General features: G+C 64.8%; 17 protein-coding genes. 3 read left to right on the top strand and 14 right to left on the bottom strand.

Annotation, left to right across the window (positions count from 1 at the left end):
• The 6 genes from BU28_RS0116225 to BU28_RS0116200 form a co-directional block, all read right to left on the bottom strand.
• A partial coding sequence (locus BU28_RS0116225) for a thiamine pyrophosphate-binding protein (protein ID WP_036763178.1) occupies positions 1-722 on the bottom strand: 722 nt, incomplete at its 3' end.
• Between the two features lie 13 nt (positions 723-735).
• Positions 736-2124: an NAD(P)/FAD-dependent oxidoreductase gene (locus BU28_RS0116220; protein WP_028720394.1), complete on the bottom strand. Its 1389-nt coding sequence runs from the start codon at positions 2122-2124 to the stop codon at positions 736-738.
• Between the two features lie 5 nt (positions 2125-2129).
• Positions 2130-2525 carry a nuclear transport factor 2 family protein gene (locus BU28_RS0116215; protein WP_028720393.1) on the bottom strand — a complete coding sequence of 132 codons (396 nt, stop codon included), beginning with the start codon at positions 2523-2525 and terminating at the stop codon, positions 2130-2132.
• A gap of 16 nt (positions 2526-2541) precedes the next feature.
• Positions 2542-3882 (bottom strand): TRAP transporter large permease, encoded by a 1341-nt coding sequence (locus BU28_RS0116210; protein ID WP_028720392.1) that lies wholly within the window; start codon positions 3880-3882, stop codon positions 2542-2544.
• Positions 3879-4439, bottom strand: coding sequence for a TRAP transporter small permease (locus BU28_RS0116205; protein ID WP_028720391.1), 561 nt, complete (start codon positions 4437-4439; stop codon positions 3879-3881). Before BU28_RS0116205 ends, BU28_RS0116210 begins: the two co-directional genes overlap by 4 nt.
• A gap of 74 nt (positions 4440-4513) precedes the next feature.
• Positions 4514-5515, bottom strand: a complete 1002-nt coding sequence (locus BU28_RS0116200; RefSeq protein ID WP_028720390.1) for a TRAP transporter substrate-binding protein — start codon at positions 5513-5515, stop codon at positions 4514-4516.
• 111 nt (positions 5516-5626) lie between these two features.
• Here BU28_RS0116200 and pdxR point away from each other — a divergent pair, with 111 nt between their 5' ends.
• Entirely contained in the window at positions 5627-7114 is a 1488-nt protein-coding gene (gene pdxR, locus BU28_RS0116195) for a MocR-like pyridoxine biosynthesis transcription factor PdxR (RefSeq protein WP_028720389.1), read from the top strand.
• Here pdxR and BU28_RS0116190 read toward each other — a convergent pair.
• The 7 genes from BU28_RS0116190 to BU28_RS0116160 form a co-directional block, all read right to left on the bottom strand.
• A complete protein-coding gene (locus BU28_RS0116190; RefSeq protein ID WP_028720388.1) occupies positions 7098-8348 on the bottom strand; it encodes a Na+/H+ antiporter NhaA in 1251 nt (416 codons plus the stop codon). The genes pdxR and BU28_RS0116190 overlap by 17 nt on opposite strands.
• A 386-nt stretch (positions 8349-8734) precedes the next feature.
• Positions 8735-9685: an ABC transporter ATP-binding protein gene (locus BU28_RS0116185; RefSeq protein ID WP_028720387.1), complete on the bottom strand. Its 951-nt coding sequence runs from the start codon at positions 9683-9685 to the stop codon at positions 8735-8737.
• Positions 9682-10671, bottom strand: coding sequence for an ABC transporter ATP-binding protein (locus tag BU28_RS0116180; protein WP_028720386.1), 990 nt, complete (start codon positions 10669-10671; stop codon positions 9682-9684). The genes BU28_RS0116185 and BU28_RS0116180 overlap by 4 nt, the downstream gene beginning before the upstream one ends.
• Positions 10672-10674: 3 nt before the next feature.
• Positions 10675-11553, bottom strand: coding sequence for an ABC transporter permease (locus tag BU28_RS0116175; RefSeq protein WP_416171849.1), 879 nt, complete (start codon positions 11551-11553; stop codon positions 10675-10677).
• 4 nt (positions 11554-11557) lie between these two features.
• Positions 11558-12529, bottom strand: coding sequence for an ABC transporter permease (locus BU28_RS0116170; RefSeq protein ID WP_198945001.1), 972 nt, complete (start codon positions 12527-12529; stop codon positions 11558-11560).
• 17 nt (positions 12530-12546) lie between these two features.
• Positions 12547-14139 carry an ABC transporter substrate-binding protein gene (locus BU28_RS0116165; RefSeq protein WP_028720383.1) on the bottom strand — a complete coding sequence of 531 codons (1593 nt, stop codon included), beginning with the start codon at positions 14137-14139 and terminating at the stop codon, positions 12547-12549.
• Positions 14140-14245: 106 nt separating this feature from the next.
• On the bottom strand, positions 14246-15190 hold the full coding sequence (locus BU28_RS0116160; RefSeq protein WP_028720382.1) for a LysR family transcriptional regulator: 945 nt from the start codon (positions 15188-15190) through the stop codon (positions 14246-14248).
• A 105-nt stretch (positions 15191-15295) separates the two neighbouring features.
• On the opposite strand from BU28_RS0116160, the gene BU28_RS0116155 reads away from it, so the two are divergent.
• On the top strand, positions 15296-16933 hold the full coding sequence (locus BU28_RS0116155) for an amidohydrolase (RefSeq protein WP_028720381.1): 1638 nt from the start codon (positions 15296-15298) through the stop codon (positions 16931-16933).
• Positions 16934-16935: 2 nt separating this feature from the next.
• Complete coding sequence (locus tag BU28_RS0116150; protein WP_028720380.1) at positions 16936-17850, top strand: CobW family GTP-binding protein; 915 nt, start codon at positions 16936-16938, stop codon at positions 17848-17850.
• An 88-nt stretch (positions 17851-17938) separates the two neighbouring features.
• Here the strand turns inward: BU28_RS0116150 and BU28_RS23395 are convergent.
• The coding region (locus tag BU28_RS23395; protein WP_036763176.1) for a phosphate acyltransferase at positions 17939-18288 on the bottom strand (350 nt) is incomplete at its 5' end.

The raw sequence follows: 18288 nt of genomic DNA, 5'->3' as shown, positions 1-18288 counted from the left end.
CTGCCCGGAAAGCTGTCGTTGTGCTGGTAGTTCGAGGCCACCGGTGCATCCAGCCGCTCGGCCAGCTTGGCCAGATCCGGGATCGCACCCGACAGGACGACGCCGGCACCTGACAGAATCACCGGGAACTTGGCTTCCGATAGCAGCCGCGCGGCTTCGGTCACGGCTTCCTCGCCCCCGGCCGGGCGCTCGAAGGCCACGACCTGCGGCAGATCGACGTCGATCACCTGGGTCCACATGTCGCGCGGAATGTTCATCTGCGCCGGCGCCGAGTTGCGCCAGGCCTGCATGATGACGCGGTTCAGCACCTCGGGAATGCGCGAGGGGTCGCGGACTTCTTCCTGATAGCACACGCAATCGGCAAACAGACGCATCTGCTCCATCTCCTGGAAGCCGCCCTGGCCGATGGTCTTGTTGGCGGCCTGGGGCGTGACCAGCAAAAGCGGGGTGTGGTTCCAGTAGGCGGTCTTGACCGGCGTCACAAAGCCCGTCACCCCGGGGCCGTTCTGCGCGATCATCATCGACATCTTGCCGGTCGAGCGCGTGAACCCGTCCGCCATCAGCCCGGCATTCGTCTCGTGCGCGGTGTCCCAGAACGTGATCCCGGCCTTGGGAAAGAGGTCGCTGACCGGCATCATGGCCGAGCCGATGATCCCGAACGCATGCTCAATCCCATGCATCTGCAGAACTTTGACAAACGCTTCCTCAGTCGTCATCTTCATGGCGGATAGCTCCTTATGCCCGCTCGTCGCGGTAGTGATAGAGGTGATAGAGACCCCACTGACCGAGCCGCCGGAACGGCGTCTTCCAGCCCTCGTGGGGAAGTTCGGTGTTGAAGATCGGCAGGTCCGGGACAGCCTGTCCCGCGACAAGCTGCGCCAGCCGGCGACCCGCCATGGCCGAATACATGACGCCATTGCCGCCATATCCCAGCGAGTAGAACAGTCCCGGCGTATCCGGCAGCCCGGTGATGCGCGGCATCATGTCGTGGCTGACATCGACCCATCCCCACCAGCTGTAATCCAGGTCGATCCCGCGCAGGGCGGGGAATTTCCGGGCCATGCCTTCGCGCAAGCTGTTCAGGTGCGCCGGGTTGGCTGCATCGCGCCCGGTGATCGCCGCGCGCGAGCCGATCTGCAGCCGGTTGTCGGGCAGCAGGCGGTAATAATGACGCAGCGTACGTGTATCCGTCAGTGGAGACATGGTCCGAATGCCCACGGACTCGAGTTCTGACGGAGTCAGGACACGCGTGACGATGCTGTTCGACATGATCGGCATCAGGCGGTCGCGAAGGCGGCCATGCAGGCTACGGGTGGCATAAGCAGCCGTTGCGACCGCCACACGGCGGGCGCGCACGATGCCACCCGGCGTGCGCAGGTGATGGACGCCGCTCTTCAGCTCCCATCCCTGCACGGGACTGTCGGGATGCACGGTGGCGCCCAGTTCGCGGGCCACGCGCAGATAGCCGAAGGCCAGCTTTGCGGCGTGAATGCTGACGCCGTCGGCCTCCCACATCGCACCATGGGCTTCCTGGTCGCGCACTGCGCTGGCGAACAGCTCTTCCCGCGACAGCATTCGGGCATCATAGCCGAAGGTGTCGCGCAGCAGCTTCGCCTCGGCCTCCAGCGTCGGAATGACGCCGGCCTTGTGGGCGATATAATAGTGGCCGCCATCCTGCGGATCACACTGGATGTCGTGGTCGCGCAGCAGCCCGCGGAACAGTGCGAACGCCTCGACCATCTCGTGGTGCATGCCGCGCGCGACATCCAAGCCCCAGCGGTCGATCCATTGGCTGCGCTTGAGCCGCCCGGCGCTGATCTGCGCCTGGCCGCCGTTCCGGGTGGAACAGCCATAGGCGACCCCATTGGCCTCTAGCACGGTGGCTTTGATGCCATGTTCCTTCGCTAGGTGAATGGCCGTGGACAGACCCGTATAGCCCGAGCCGATCACGGCCACATCCACGTCCATGTCGCGTGTGACCGGACCGTCGCCGTCGGGGGCCGGGCCGGCCGTGCCAATCCAATAGGTGGGGGCATAGTCGCTGCCCGGTCCCAAGGTGCGCGCCGTCATGGGGTCATACTGAGGGTCGAACGGCACCGACCCGCGTTTGTCGATAGGCTGCATAGCGGTCACTTGGCGGGAATGTTCGGGCGTTGCTTGCGGATCGCCTGCTTTTCCACGATCCGGCCGTCACGAAAGCGGAACAGGTCGGCGCCCTGCACTTCAGTCCGGGTGCCGTCGGGGTTGGTGGCGCGGAAGGTCCATTGGCTCACGCCGCGGGTCCCATCCTCGGACACGAAATGGCTGTGGTCGGCCCATTGCACGTCCGGCATCGTGCTCCATACGCCTTCAAACGCCTTGGCGATCGCCTCGCGGCCCTCGATCTTGTTGCCGTATTCGTTGTCACCGGCGACCGTGTAGAAGACGCAATCGTCACCGAAGTGGGTCATGACGCCGTCAATGTCGTGGCGGTTGAAGGCATCGAAGGTGTCTTGCAGGTCGGCGGCGGTAAGGGTTCGGGTCATAGGAAAAGCTCCTTGGTCAGTAGCCCAGCATGGCGGGAAGCCACAGGGCGATTTGGGGAAACAGGGCGATGACGAAGATCGCTGCGGTCGAGGCCACGGCGAAGGGCAGCGCGGTCACGCTGATCCGCTCGATGCTCTCGCCCGAGATGCCCGAGGCGATGAACAGGTTCTCGCCCAGGGGTGGCGTCTGGAAGCCCACCGACAGCGTGCAGATCATCACGATGCCGAAATGGATCGGGTCGATGCCGACCATGTAGGCGACCGGCAGCATCACCGGCACCAGAATCATGATCGCGGCCAGCGTTTCCATGAACATGCCAACAATCAGCAGCATGCCAATGATCAGCGCCCAGATGGCATAGACATTGGTGGTCAGGCTCAGGATGCCGCCCGCGATGATGCCGGGGACATTGTTTTCCACCAGGATGCGCCCAAAGATCGTTGCGGCGAACAGCACCAGAAGCACTCGTCCGGCAAGCCAGGTCGTCGCCTCAAGCGCCTTGAACACCTCGGCCATGTCCAGCTCGCGATAGATGACGACGCCGACGAACAGGGTATAGAAGATGGCGACGATGGCCGCCTCGGTCGGGGTGAACAGGCCGGTGTAGATGCCGCCCAGGATGACGATCGGAGCCAGCAGCGCCCAGAACCCCTGATAGCAGGCGCAGGCGAACTTGCGCAGCGACAGCGGCTCGGACGATCCATGATAGCCGCGTCCCTTGCAGCGGACCCAGTTCATCAGCAGCAGACCGCCCGCCATCACGGCGCCGGGCAGGAAGCCCGCGATGAACATCTTCGAGATGGATACCGACTGGAACTGGCCGTGCGCCTCGACGGCGGCGAGATCGGGGGCGATCCCCATGGCCGAGATGCCGAAGATGATCATCGGGATTGAGGGCGGGATGACGATGCCCAGACCCCCCGCCGCCGCCGTGACGGATGCGGCATAGTCGCGGCTGTATCCGTTGCGGATCATGCCGGGGATCATCAGCATCCCCACCGCCGCCGTGGTCGCGGGGCCGGACCCCGAAATCGCGCCGAAGAACAGGCAGGCGACGATGGTGGCGGCGGACAGGCCGCCCGTGAAGGGACCGGCCAGGCTTTCGGCGACGGCGATCAGGCGCCGCGACAGGCCCGCGGCCTCCATCAGGGCGCCCGCCAGGATGAACGAGGGCAGTGCCATCAGCGGGAACGACCCGACGGACGACCAGGCCATCTGCACCATCTTGATCGGGTTGTCGCCCAGATACAGCATCGCGGCCAGGGCGGCGACGCCAAGCGCCACCACGATCGGCGCGCCCAGGACCATCAGCAGCGCGAAGGTGCCGAACAGGACTTCCACGACATAATCGTTCATTTCGTGTGCTCCCGCTCATAGGCGCGCTGTTCATCCTCGGCCAGTTCAAGAGCCTGCTCGACCTCGACCTTGTCGGGGTCACGCGGGTCGATCCCCTTGACCAGCTTCAGGTAGTTCACCTGCAGGATGCGGATCGTCATCAACGCAAAGGCGATGGGCAGCGCCATGTAGACCCAGCGCATTTCCCAGCCCAAGGTCTGGGCTTTCACGAACGGCTTGAGACGCCCGATGAACTGGATCGACTGCCAGATGAAGACGATGTTGAAGGCGATCCAGAACAGGTCGCCGATGGCTTCCAGGATGCGCGCGGTTCGGCGCGGCATCATGTTCAGATGGAACGTCACCCTGTTGTGCGCCGCCATCCGCGCCGCATACGAGGCGCCGAAATAGGCGAACCAGACGAACAGGATGACCGACAGTTCCTCGATCCAGGTGATCGAGAAGCCAAACACCTGCCGGGCGACGATCTGGACGAACAGCAGCGTGACGAAGACCGCCAGAAGCGTTCGGCAGATGTAGCTTTCAAGATGATCGAGATGCTTCCAGAATGCAGACATGCATTCCTCCGAAAAGGGCGGTTCAGGATGACAAGAAGGAAAAGACGGCGGGCGGTCCCGCCGCAGCGTTTCCGTTACTGCACCGGATCGCGGCCCAGCGAGGCGAGGACGCCGTTCAGAACCTCGACCCCACCGATCTGGTCATAGAACTTGGGCCAGACATTCTTGGTCGCCAGGTCCATGAACTCTTTCTCGTCGTCGGCGGGCTTGGTAATTTCCATGCCCCGTGCCACCAGGTCTTCGCGGATCTTGCTTTCCTGTTCGCGCAGGAAGGCGGCCGATGCGTGCGTCGCGGCCTCGCCGGCAGCCAGGACATGCTGCTGCTCTTCCTCGGACAGGCTTTCGAACAGCGCCTCGCTGATGATCAGCGGCTCGATCGAGAAGATGTAGCGCAGGTCGGTGATGTATTTCTGCACCTCATAGAACTTCATCGCGTTCACGGTCATGTAGGGGTTGTCCTGACCGTCCACGACCTTCTGCTGAAGGGCGGCGAATGTTTCACCCCAGGCCATCGGCGTCGGGTTGATGCCCCAGCTTTTATACGTCTCGATCATGATCTCGTTCTTGGGGACACGGATCACCAGCCCTTGCAGGTCGGCGACCGTCGAAACCGGCTTTTTGGAATTGGTAAGCACCCGGAAACCCGAATAGCCCCAGCCGATGATGCGCACGCCTGCATCCTCGATGGTTTGCTCGACCATCTGCTGGCCGACCTCGCCCTGCGTGACCTTCTCGGCATCGTCCTGGCTCAGGATGACATAGGGCAGCGTCAGCGTGCCGACGGACGGCGAGAACGGGGTGATGTTGTTGATCGCAAGGATCGAGAAATCCAGCGTCCCGGTCGCGGCGGCGGTTACGGTGTCCTGTTCATCGCCAAGCTGGCCGTTCACGAACAGCTTGCCGGTCATCGCGCCGCCGCTTTCCTTTTCCAGCGCGGCGACGAAAGCCTTGCCAAGAGCCTCCTGGGTGCCGCCCGCACCGTCGCCCACGGCGATGCGGTATTCGCCTGCAAAGGCCGCTCCGCCCAGCATCAGGCACATCGCGGTTCCGGCCAGCAGTCTGAAACTTGTGTTCATGGGTTTCCCCTCCCTTGAGCGACCCACCTTCCGCGGGTCTTTCTTCGCTGCGTAATATTGCCGCAGAGCGCGCCAAGTGATATGTCCAGTTGCAAGCAAATGTGAGTCCAGATGGCGGACACCCTTCCGGTTGAGACGATCTTTCTGCGTGACGACGCCCTGACCTTGCAGGGGCGGCTGGCGGCCGCCATCGTCCGGGCGGTTCTGGAAACGCGATCAAGGCCCGGCGTACGGCTGCCCTCCAGTCGCAAGCTGGCGCGGGCGCTCGGCATTTCGCGGATGACGGTGACGCTGGTTTACCAAAACCTCGTCAGCCAGGGCTACCTAGAGACCTTGCCGCGTTCAGGCATCGCCATTGCCGCGACGGTGCCCTTGCGCAGGGTTGAGGTGGCGGCCAGGGGCGTGTCGCGCGCGTTGGACTGGGCCGACTGGCTGTCAGACCAGACGCTGCCCAAACGGGTGATCCGTAAGCCGGAGAACTGGCGCGAGTTCCGTTACCCCTTTATCTTTGGCCAGGCCGATCCTCGGCTGTTCGACCATGGCGCATGGCGCGACTGCGCGCGCCGAGCGCTGGGAACGCGGGATTTCTCCGATCTGGCCGCCGACCGCTATGGCGCCGACGATCCGCTGCTGGTCGATTACATCTGTTCGCACACTCTGCCCCGGCGTGGCTTTCAGGCTAGCCCCGACGAGGTGCTGATCACGCTGGGAGCGCAGAACGCGCTGTTTCTGACGACCGAGCTTCTCGCACGCATCGACCGGCTGGCCGTGGCCGAGGAGCCTGGCTATCCTGATTTCGCCGAAACGTTGCGCCGCGCCCGCAGCCCGACGGCCTTTCTGCCGGTGGACGGCATGGGGCTGGATCCGGCGATGCTGCCCGACAACGCGCAAATCATCATCGTCACGCCAAGCCACCACATCCCGACGGGCGCCACGATGCCCTTGGCGCGCAGGCATGAGCTGCTGCGCCGCGCCGAACAGTTGAACGCGCTGATCATCGAGGATGACTATGATTTCGAGATGTCCTATCTGGCGCCCCCCGCGCCGGCGCTGAAATCACTCGATAGCGCGGGACGGGTGATCTATGTCGGCAGCTTTTCCAAGTCGCTGTTTCCGGGGCTGCGCATCGGCTACATGGTGGCGCCGGCGCCGCTGATCGCCCGAGCCCGTGCGCTGCGCTCGATCATGCTGCGCCACCCGCCGACGCATCTGCAGCGTATCACTTCGTACTTTCTGGCACTGGGGCATTACGACGCCCATATCGTGCGGCTGCGGCAGGCGCTGAAACAGCGCCGCAAGGTGCTGGAACAGGCGCTGTCGCAGACCGCGCTTCGGATCGAGGGCGCGGCGGCGCAGGGCGGCTCCAGCATGTGGCTGAGCGCGCCGGGAACCGACAGTGCCGATCTGACGGCCCGGCTGCACGCTGAAAGCGTGCTGATCGAGCCGGGAGCCGTGTTCTTTGAACAGCCGCCGGCGCCTTGCCCGGTGTTCCGCTTGGGCTACGGCTCGATTGCCGACGACCTGATCCCCGAAGGCGTGGCCCGCATCGATCGCATGGCGCGGGCCATGGCGCAGCAGGCGGCTAAGCCAGCCGCTTGACCGCCAACAGCCGCCCGGCCAACAGGGCCACGATCGCACTGGCAAGGCTCAGCAGCGCGCCCATCTTGGCCGCGTCCTGCACCGCACCGGCCGGGAATGCGACCGAGGCCACGAACAGCGCCACGGTAAAGCCGATGGCCGCGACACAGCCCACCACCGGCAGGTCGCGCAGCGCCATGCCGTCGGGCAGGCCCAGCCGCAGCACATTGGCGGCAAACCAGCCAAACAGCGTGATCCCCAGCGGCTTGCCGATCATCAGCCCCGCCAGCACCAGCAGCGTGGGCGTAGAAACCGCGCTGAACTCGACCCCGGCATTGACCACTCCGAAGGCGCAAAGCACCAGCTGTACCGGCAGTTTCAGCGCATGTTCGATTCTGTTCAGCAGGTCGGTGGCATGGCGTTCCTCTTCGGCAAAGATGCCGAAATCGCGCTCGGCATGGGGAATAGCCGGGATGATCGGCAACAGCCCGAGCGCCGGATGCAGCCCGGCGCGGTAGAACCCATACCAACTGAGACAGCCGGCGATCACATAGGGCCAGGCCCCTAGCACCCGCCGCGCCCAGGTCGAGTTCGGCCGGTCCTGCCGGCCCCTGTCCAGCCGGCGCGGCAGCCAGTTTGCCAGCAGCCAGACCGCGACCGCCGCCGCGACCGACAAGAGCAGCCAGGCCAGCGCCAGATCGCCCGATGGATAGAACACCGCAAGGATCGCCAGACCCGCCGCATCGTCGGCAATCGCCAGCAGCAGCAGGAAGCCGATGGCCGGATGCCGCGCACCAAACACCATGCGGCCGACCAGATAGGAAAATGCGATGTCGGTTGCCGTGGGAATCGCCCAGCCCCGGCCCATTTCGGCCAGCGACCCCAGCAGGATGGCCAGCGTCAGATAGACGGCGACCGGCCCCATCATTCCGCCCAGCGTGGCGATCAGCGGCGTCAACGCCTTCTTCCCGCGCAGCGAGCCGTCCGACAGGATCACAGCCTCCCAGACCTCTTTTGCGGCCATGGCAAAGAACAGCGCCATCAGCAGGTCGTTGATCAGAAAGTGCAGGGTCAAGACGCGGACAGCCTGCCCGTCGTGCATCTCGACCAGGCCGATCGGGGCATCGGACCAGATCGATAGGTGAACAAGCTGATGATAGCTGTCAGGCGCCAGATTGGCCCAGATCAAGGCCAGCACCGCGCCCCCTATAAGCAACAGCGAATTTTGCGCGACGAAGTTCCAGATGCGATCCAACCGTTATCCCTCCTGCCCTAGCGTCAGTCGATAGCAAAGCGTTGGACCGAAATGGAAGCGAAAGATCGACGCTCAATTCCATACAGGTCGGCTCGGCTGCCATGATCGGGCCGTGGCTTTGCCCAGTCCGGAGCCAGGTCGCAACAATGGGCGCGGCGCCGGCGGACGGCGCGCCCCATGCGCTTGCATATCCGGCCGGTGAACGGTGCCTGGCGTATCCGAAAGATCTGGACCTGTCCCGCTTTCGTTCCGGCGTCGGGAAAGCGATGCTTGTCAAGAAAAAGACCACTGATGACAGCGGCATATAGCGATGGGTTCGAAGCAGGATCTCGATATGACGCAAGCGGGGCTGAACTCACCGGCGGGCCCTGTCTGGCAAGCGGTCGTCAGGCCAGATGACAGGCGACGGCCTGTCCGGCCGCGACTTCGCGCAGGACCGGCATCCGCTGCCGGCAATCGTCGACCGCAATCGGGCAGCGCGAGGCAAACCGACAGCCTTTCGGCAGGTTCACCGGACTTGGCGGGTCGCCCTGCAGCCGCGCGCCGCCGCCCCGCCGGCGATGCTCTGGCGCAAGCGAGGGCGCGGCAGCGATCAGCGCTTGGGTGTAAGGATGGCGCGGCGCGGCAAAGATTTGTGCCGCCGGTGCGCGCTCGACGATCTGGCCCAGATACATCACTGCGATCTCGTCGCAGATGTGGCGCACAACGCCCAGGTCATGACTGATGAACAGATAGGTCAGCCCGGTTTCGCGTTGCATCCGGCGGATCAGGTTCAGCACCTGCGCCTGCACCGCCACGTCCAGCGCCGAAACCGGCTCGTCAAAGACGATCAGGTCGGGTTTGGTCGCCAGCGCGCGCGCCAGCCCGATCCGCTGCCGCTGCCCGCCCGAAAACTGGTGCGGGTAAAGGGATTTCAGTTCGGGGCGCAACCCGACTTGGGTCAGCAGTTCCTCGACGCGCGCATCGCGGTTCGCGGGCTCGCCGAGCCCCAGCAGGTCCATAGGCTGCCGGATGATCCGCCCGATGCGCTCGCGCGGGTTCAGTGACGAGAACGGGTCCTGAAATACCATCTGGAAGCGCGGCCTGGCCCGGCGCAGCTCTTCGCCCTCAATGCGGTTGACCGCAATGCCGTCCAGATCGACCTCGCCGGCGGTGATCGGCACAAGACGCATCACCGCTAGCGCGGTCGTGGTCTTGCCCGAGCCGGATTCCCCGACAATGCCCAGCGTCTCACCCCGCCGGATGTCGAAACTGACACCATCGACCGCATGGACGGTGCCGCCTTTCGCGGTCGGGAAATGCACTTTCAGGTCGCGAACGGAAAGCAGCCGGGTCATGCCGGGACCTCGCGGGGTTCAAGTTGGATGCAGGCGGCCGAATGGCCCGCAGACAGCCCGACATGGCGCGGCTGGACGGCGCGGCATGCCTCGGCCGCAAGCCGGCAGCGCGGCGCGAAAGCGCAGCCGCGACCCAGGTCGGTCAGCGCGGGCACGATGCCGGGGATCTCGGGCAGGTCGGCATCGGGGTCGGCGTCGATCCGTGGAATGCTGGCCAGCAGGCCCCGAGTATAGGGATGACCGGGATTGTCCAGAACCGCATCGGCCGGGCCGCGTTCGATCACCCGGCCGGCATACATGACCGCAACCTTGTCGGCCATTTCCGCCACCGCGCCCATGTCATGGGTGATGAGGATGATCGCCGTGCCAGTCTTTTGCCGCAGCTCGTCCAGCAGGGCAAAGATCTGCGCCTGCACGGTGACGTCCAGCGCGGTCGTCGGCTCGTCCGCGATCAGCAGCCTGGGTTCGCAGGACAGCGCCATGGCGATCATCACCCTTTGGCGCATGCCGCCCGACAGCTGATGCGGATAGGCCTGCGCGCGCAGTTGCGGTTCGGGGATCCCGACGGCGCGCAGCATGTCGACGGCGCGGGCAAAGGCGGCTCTGGGACCGACCTTCTGGTGCAGGCGCACCGCCTCGGCGATCTGCTCGCCGCAGGTGAAGACCGGGTTGAGCGAAGTCATCGGTTCCTGGAAGATCATGGCGATGTCGCCGCCGCGGATGCGACGCATCTCGGCGGGCGGCAGCCGGGTAAGGTCGTTCCCTTGAAACAGGATGCTGCCGCCGACGATTTTTCCGGGAGGTGAGGGGATCAGGCCCAGGACCGACAGCGCCGTCATGCTTTTGCCGCAACCGGATTCGCCGACGATGGCCAGCAACTCTCCGGGGGCAACGCTAAAGGACACGTCGTCCAGCACATGCGCCGTGCCGCGGCGCGTGGTGAAGTCGACCTTGAGATTGCGGATGTCCAGAACGGGTTCGGTCATGGTTCAGCGCTCGCGCATCTTGGGGTTGAACGCATCGTTCAGCCCGTCGCCGACCAGGCTGACGCCCAGCACAGTCAGGAAGATCATCGCGCCGGGCAGCGTCACCACCCACCAGGCGTCCAGCAGGTATTCCCGGCCCGAGCCGATCATCAGTCCCCAGGACATGACGTTCGGGTCGGACAGGCCAAGGAAACTGAGTCCGGCCTCGAACAGGATGGCCATGCCGATGGTCAGCGTGGCCGAGACGATCAGGGGCGGCAAGGCGTTGGGCAGGATCACGCGCCAGATGATGTTGCCGTCGCCCGCGCCGATCGCGCGCATGGCGTTGACATATTCCAGCGTGCGGATGCGGCGGAATTCGGACCGGGTCAGGCGGGCGGTCTGCGGCCAGCTGACGATGCCGATGGCCAGCGCCACATTGACCAGCGTCGGCTGGAACAGCGTCACCACCACCATGGCGAACAGAAGCGGCGGCAACACCTGGAAGAATTCGGTCACGCGCATCAGCAGGTCGTCGACCCAACCGCCATAGAAGCCGGCGTAGGCGCCGATCAGCACACCGATCAGCATGGTGATGAGGGCTGCGGCAAAGCCCACGGCCAAAGTGGCACTGCCGCCTGCGATCAGCCCGGCCAGGATGTCGCGGCCCAGGTTGTCGGTGCCCAAGGGGATAGTCGCCTCTTCGCCGGGCGGCGTCAGCGGCGCCCAGACGATCTCGAACGGATCGACGTGATAGAGATGGGGACCGGCAAAGGTTATTCCCATGACCAGCAGCAGCAGCGCCAGGCCCAGCATGGCAGAGGGGCTGCGGCGGAAGATGTCCCAGGCTTCGGCCATGGGACCGCGGGCGGCTGGAACCGAGGTTCTGGCGGGCGCGGTCATGTCTCTAGCGTCCTTTGGCAAGGCGCGGGTCCAGCAGGCGCGACACGAAGTCGGTCAGCAGGTTCGCGATGATGACGATCAGGGTGGAGAAGAACAGGATGCCCAGCACGGTCGGATAGTCGCGCGCCAGAATCGACTGGAAGGCCAGCGTGCCGAGGCCGGGCCAGCTGAACACCGTCTCGACCAGCACCGCGCCCGAGATGATGGCGCCGAACTGCATCCCGGCGACGGTTACCACCGGCAACATTGCGTTGCGGAAGGCGTGGCGGCGAAAGACGAGCTTTTCGCTGACGCCCTTGGCTCGGGCGGTGCGGATATAGTCGGCGCCAAGAACTTCCAGCATCGAGGCACGCGTCAGCCGGCTGTATTGTGCCAGATAGACCAGCCCCAGGGTCAGGCCGGGCAAGACCAGATGGTGGGCGATGTCCAGCGCCCGCATCAACGTACCGCCTTGCTTGACGACATCAATCATGCCCGCGACGGGAAACAGCGGAATCTTGGCCGCGAACAGGATCACCAGCATCAGCCCGGTCCAGAACACCGGCGCCGAATAGCCGATCAGCGACAGCACCGTGACCACCGCCGAAGCGATGCCGCGCGGGTTGCGCGAGGCAAGCATTCCCAGCCGCGTGCCCACGATCAGCGCAAAACCCAGCGCGGTCGCCACCAGCAGCATGGTCGGGCCAAGCCGCGACAGGATCAGATCGACAACCGGGCGATTGTAGTAATAGGACATGCCCAGATCGCCCTGCAGCGCCCGGCCCAGATACAGCCCGAGCTGGGTCAGAAGCGGCTTGTCAAGTCCGTATTGCTCGCGGATCGCGGCCATCACCTCGGCGCTGGCACCGCCCATCTCGCCGGCGATGACCTCGGCGGGGTCACCGGGCGCCAGCTGGATCAGCAAAAAGTTCAGGACCAGGACGGCAAGGATCAGGGCGGCCGCATAGAGCAGCTGCCGCAGGATACGTCGAAACATCGGCATTGCCTCCGCCGTTACTGCTGCAGCCAGACCTCATCCATCGGCCCCATCGTACCCCAGATCGAAATGGGCGGGTTCTGCACGGCCTGCGAATAGACCGTGTGATAGGGCACTTCGTTGATGAAATGGATCGGGATGTCGATGGTGATCTGCTTGAAGGCCTGGGCGTAAAGCTGCTTGCGCTTGGCCAGGTCCGGCTCGACGCCGGCGGCGTTCATCAGCTTGTCCACCTCTTCGTTGCAATATTGCTGGGTATTGGACCAGATGATCCCTTCGCGGATGTTCGAGCACAAATAGGTCCGGTTCACCCCGATCACCGGGTCGCCCCAGTTGAAGACCTGATCCATGGTCATGTCGAAATCATACGAGGACACGCGCTGGGACCAGGTCGGGAAGTCGGGCGAGGAACGCACGGTGACCGTGATCCCGACCTTGGCCAGCGCCGCCTTGACATATTCGGCGACGGCGCGCTGCTGTTCCTCGACATCGGGCATGTAGTCGATGCGCAGTTCCAGCGCCTTGCCGCCCTCGCCATAGCCTGCCTCGGCCAGAAGCGCCTTGGACTTGTCGAGGTCGAAGTCGTAGCGCTCGACATCCTCGGTATAAAAGGGGCTGCCCTGCACGACCGGTTCGATCGAGGGCTTGGACAGGCCCGAATGCAGCGCCTTGGTGACAAAGTCGCGGTCGATGGCATAGGCGATCGCCTGGCGGACCCGCACGTTCGACAGTGCGGGATGCTTGGTGTTGAAGGCCAGCCAGTTCAGCGGGCCTATGCCGGCATAACCCTTGTCGGTCACGGTCAGGTTGCCGGATTTCTCCAGCCGCCGGATCAGGCGGGTGCCGTCGAGCAGCGGGAACATCTGCGCCTCGCCCGATTCCAGCGCCAGCACGCCCGAGTTGGCGTCCTGGTATTGCCGGATCACGATGCGGTCCAGATAGGGCTTTCCTTGTAGGAAAAAGCCGTCATAGCGCTCCAGGATGATATGCTGGCCCGGCTCGAACGCGACCACCTTGAAAGGTCCCGAGCCGACCGGCAGGTTGTTCTTGGGGTTCGACTTGATGTCCTGGCCGTCGTCGAAGACATGCTTGGGCAGGATCGGCGTCAGAGAGGCAGACAGCACCAGCAGGATCGCGGGATGCGGCTGCGTCATGCGAATGACAACGGTCTGCGGGTCTTGTGCCTCGAATGCTTCGACCGGGGCAAGCATCGACGAGAACGGGTGGTTCTCCTTGACCACGCCCAGCGACCAGATCACGTCCTCGGCCGTGATGGGCGAGCCGTCGTGGAACGTCGCGCCCTGGCGCAGCTTCAGCGTCAGCACCTTGTTGTCGTCGCTGAAATCCCAGCTTTCGGCCAGATAGGGCTGTGGGGTGAAATCCTCGCCATAGCGCAACAGCGTGGCAAAGATCTGCGCCGCGGGCACGGCGGTCGCGACGCCCGATTGCACGGCAGAGTTCAGGTGACGCGGCTTGTGCACGGACGCCAGCACCAGTGTCCCGCCCCTTTGCGGCTCCTGGGCGGAAAGCGCGGAGGCGGTGGCCAGGGCGGTCAGCGCGACGGCTCCGGCCAGCAGGAAACGACGCGAGAAGGTGGGGGCGAGGGTCATCTGGTTCTCCGTGTTGGGCGCGCGCCGAATTCTGTGTTGACGCTGCGTCCTTATGGATCGGTCATCGGCAGGCTTTGCGGCAAATGCATTTTTGCGCCCGAATTCCTCAGAAATCCTGCGGAAGGTAGGGGCGCACAAAGGCGCGGTCGAATTCGCCGCGCATCGCCTGCATCTCGCAAGTGGCTATAATCGCTTCGCAAACCGCCGTCAGCTTGACGTCGCGCCGGGTCAGCACCCCTGCGCGGGGGGCCTCGTGCTCGCCGGCCAGCGGCAGGCGCACCAGGTCGCCGCGGGCATAGGTCTGCTTGCTCATCGGACGGATGTTGAAGATCCCGTAGCACATGCCGGCGGCGATCAGCGCCCGCATCATGTCGGTAGAGCGCGCCGAATAGACCACGTTCGGCTTCAGGCCCCGCGTCGCGAACAGGTCCATCAGGTAGCGCCGCGACAGGTCCAGGTCCAGCACCACCAGCGGCTCGGGCGCAAGCTGTTCCAGCGTGACAAAGCGTCCGCTGGCCAACGGATGCGTCGCCGGCAGCGCGGCATGGGGGTGGCCTACGAAAAGCGGCAGGAAGCGATAGACCAGCTCGTTGATGAGCCCGTAGCAAAAGGCGAAATCGGCGTCGCCGGTATCGACGGCGCGCACCACCTCTTCCCAGTTGCCTTCCATCACCTCGATCATCAGGTTCGGATAGCGCTCGCGCACTTCGGACAGGATCGTGGGCAACAGGATCGGCGCCAGCGGCGTGAAGCAGGCGATGCGCGCAGTGCCGTCGATGCGCTGTTCGAGGTCGGCAATCTTGCCGTCGAAGCGCGCCTGCGCCACCAGCAGCAAGCGGATCTCGTCGACGATCTTGCGCCCGAAGCTGGTCGCCGCGATCCCGCGCGAGGGCACGCGGGCAAAGACCGGCTGGCCCAGTTGCGCCTCGATGTGATCGATGGCGGCGGCAATGGACGAGGGCGAGACCGCCAGCGCCTCGGCCGCGGCGGTGATCGACTGGTGCCGCTCGGCCGCCTCGATATAGCGCAGGTGCTTCAGGGTATAGTGCATCCGTCCCTCAGGAAAATGGCGGAAATCCCGCGCAATTATGCATTTCACGCAGGATGTTTGTCATGGCTAATCTGCCGGCAAAGCCCGATCCGACGGAGAAAATGCATGATCCCGACCGTTTTTACAGCACGCCGCATCATCACCATGGACCCATCGCGGCCCGAGGCGACGCATGTGATGGTTTCCCATGATGGACGCATCCTTGCCGTCGGCGGACCCGAGGACATGCAGGACAGGGCCGAGCAGCACCACGACGACCATCGATTTGCCGACAAGGTGCTGATGCCCGGTTTCGTCGAGGGCCATGCCCATATGATGGAGGGCTCGGTCTGGCGCTTTACCTATCTCGGCCATTACGACCGCGTGGCCCCGGACGGCCGGCTATGGCAGGGTATCACGAGCACAAGCGCGCTGGTCGAGCGCCTGCGCGAGCGCGCTGCGGAATTGAGCGACGGACCTGTCGTCGGCTGGGGCTTCGATCCGCTTTTCGTTCCGGGTGACCGGCTGTCGCGGCTGGATCTGGACCGGGTATCGACCACGCGGCCGGTGGTGGTACTGCATTCCAACATGCATCTGCTGACCGCCAACAGCGTGGCGCTGGACCTGGCCGGCTATGACGGGAACACAGACGTCCCCGGTGTCCTCCATACCGACGACGGCGAATTGCACGGCGAGCTGCACGAGATGGGCGCCATGTTCCCGGTCATGCGCCGGGTCGGTGCCAGCTTCCGCGCCATGGGGGGCGACCCCGAGGCGATCTGGAACTTCGCGCGCTCAGCCTGCCGGGCGGGGGTTACAACCTCGACCGACCTGCTGAACGAGCTGGGCGACGAGGTGCTGGCCGATCTGTTCGCCACCACGGCCGAAGCCGGCTATCCCTTGCGGCTGGTGCCGATGCTGTCGGCGCTGGCGCTGCCGCCCGAGGCGGTGGCCGCACGGGCGAAGGAGTTGCGGACGTACTCGACCGACCGGGTGCGGCTGGGCGGGGTCAAGATCGTCACCGACGGCTCGATCCAGGGCTTCACTGCGCAACTGCTGGCGCCGGGCTATCACTGCGGGACCGACAACGGCATATGGAACATCGCCCCCGAGGCGCTGAACGCGATGGTGGACGACCTGAACCGTCAGGGTGTCCAGATGCATATCCATGTCAACGGCGACGGCGCGAGCCTTGCCGCCATTGAGGCGCTGGAAGCGGCACTGGCCGGGCATTTCCGCCCCGACCATCGTCACGTGCTGCAGCATTGCCAGATGGCCGACCGCGCCCAGTTGCGCCGCATCGCTGCGCTGCAATGCTGCGTGAACCTGTTCGCCAACCACCTGTACTATTTCGGCGACAAGCATTACGAGATCACCATCGGTCCAGAGCGCGCCTGCCGCATGAACCCTTGCGCCAGCGCGCTGGAAATGGGCATTCCGCTGGCCATCCATTCCGACGCACCGATCACGCCACTGGCGCCGCTGGTCACCGCCTGGTGCGCGGTCAATCGCCTGACCGATAGCGGCCGCCAGCTGGGCACCTCAGAACGCATCTCGCTGGACGCCGCGCTTTACGCCATCACCTTGGGCGCGGCCCATACGCTGAAGCTGGACGGCGAGATTGGCTCGATCGAGGTTGGCAAGCGCGCCGATTTCGCCGTACTTGCGGACGATCCGCACGCCCTGGGCTCCGAGCGGCTGCGCGAGGTCAGGGTCTGGGGCACCGTTTATGGCGGTACCCCGGTCGCGGCCGGGTCGTTTTGACCATGGCCGCGCCGCTGCCCGTCAATCTGCTCTGCGGCTATCTGGGAGCGGGCAAGACCACGCTGCTAAACCGGCTGCTGGACCGCCAGGGCGAGCGCATCCTGGTCATGGTCAACGATTTCGGTGACATCGCGGTCGATGCGGCGCTGATCGCGGGCCGCTCGGCCGATACGATCCAGCTCAGCAACGGCTGCATCTGCTGTTCGATGGGAGGCGGGCTGTTCGACGCATTCGAGCGAGCGCTCAGCCTGCGTAACCGGGTAGACCGGCTGGTCATCGAGGCCAGCGGCGTCGCCGAACCCCGGCGACTGGCCAGCTTCGCCTTGGCCGAGCGCGAGCTGGACTGTCGGGCGGTGGTGGCCGTGGTCGATCCGCAAAGCCTGACCGAGCGCCTGGCCGACCCCAGGATCGGGCGGGTGGCGGAAAGCCAGATCCGCGGTGCCGATGCAATATTCCTGTCACGCGCCGACATCGTCGGACGCGCGACACTGCGGCGCGCGGGGCGCCTTGCTGCCCGGCTCAACCCGCTAGCCAGCCAGCATGTGACGCCAGACAGCAGTTTCATGCGGGTATTGGCAGCGCCCCATGACGGCCGCAGTCTTGCGGCCTTGGCCGCTGAACCCGATCATGGCAGGCTGTTCGCCAGCCGCACGATCCGCCTTGCCTCGCCGCCCGATCTCAGCGAGTTCGTTGCAATCATCGATCGGCATCGGCGGTCTATCCACAGGCTCAAGGGTTATATGCGACTGCTCGGCTTGGATGGCACTCACCTGCTGCAACTAGCCGGCGGTGAGCTGGCGCTTGACCCGGCGGCTCCTCCTGACGGCATGGTCGCCGACAGGCTTGTCGCCATTTCGCCGGATGCGGATGCGCTGATGCGACTGGCCGCGGATCTTGAATCGGGCCGTCCTGCATAGCCAGGTAATGAGGTCAGACCCGCATCACGCGACGTTCGATATAAAATCCGGATCGTGCTGTCGTTCTCTTGCTCCATTGTGGTGCAAGTTAAATGTGATGCGCCCTTGTGTCACTCACCTGCATTTGAGTGATTGCGGTGGCTGCGATGATGTCGTTGACCGAGCATCCTCGCGAGAGGTCGTTTGCGGGTTTGGCGAGGCCTTGCAGGATGGGGCCGATGGCGGTCAGGCCGCCCAGGCGTTGTGCGATCTTGTAGCCGATGTTGCCCGAGGCGAGGTCTGGGAAGACGAAGACGTTGGGGCGTCCCGTCAGGGCGCTGTTTGGCGCCTTTTTGGAACGGATCGCGTCGTCGAGGGCGGCGTCGAACTGCATCTCGCCGTCGATTTCCAGCCCCGGCGCGGTGGCACGCACCAAGGCCAGCGCCTCGCGGATCTTTG

It is taken from the genome of Paracoccus yeei ATCC BAA-599 (assembly GCF_000622145.1).
GTDB lineage: Bacteria > Pseudomonadota > Alphaproteobacteria > Rhodobacterales > Rhodobacteraceae > Paracoccus > Paracoccus yeei.
Note: the sequence above shows the minus strand (reverse complement) of the source record. Positions and strands in the feature narration are given on the sequence as shown.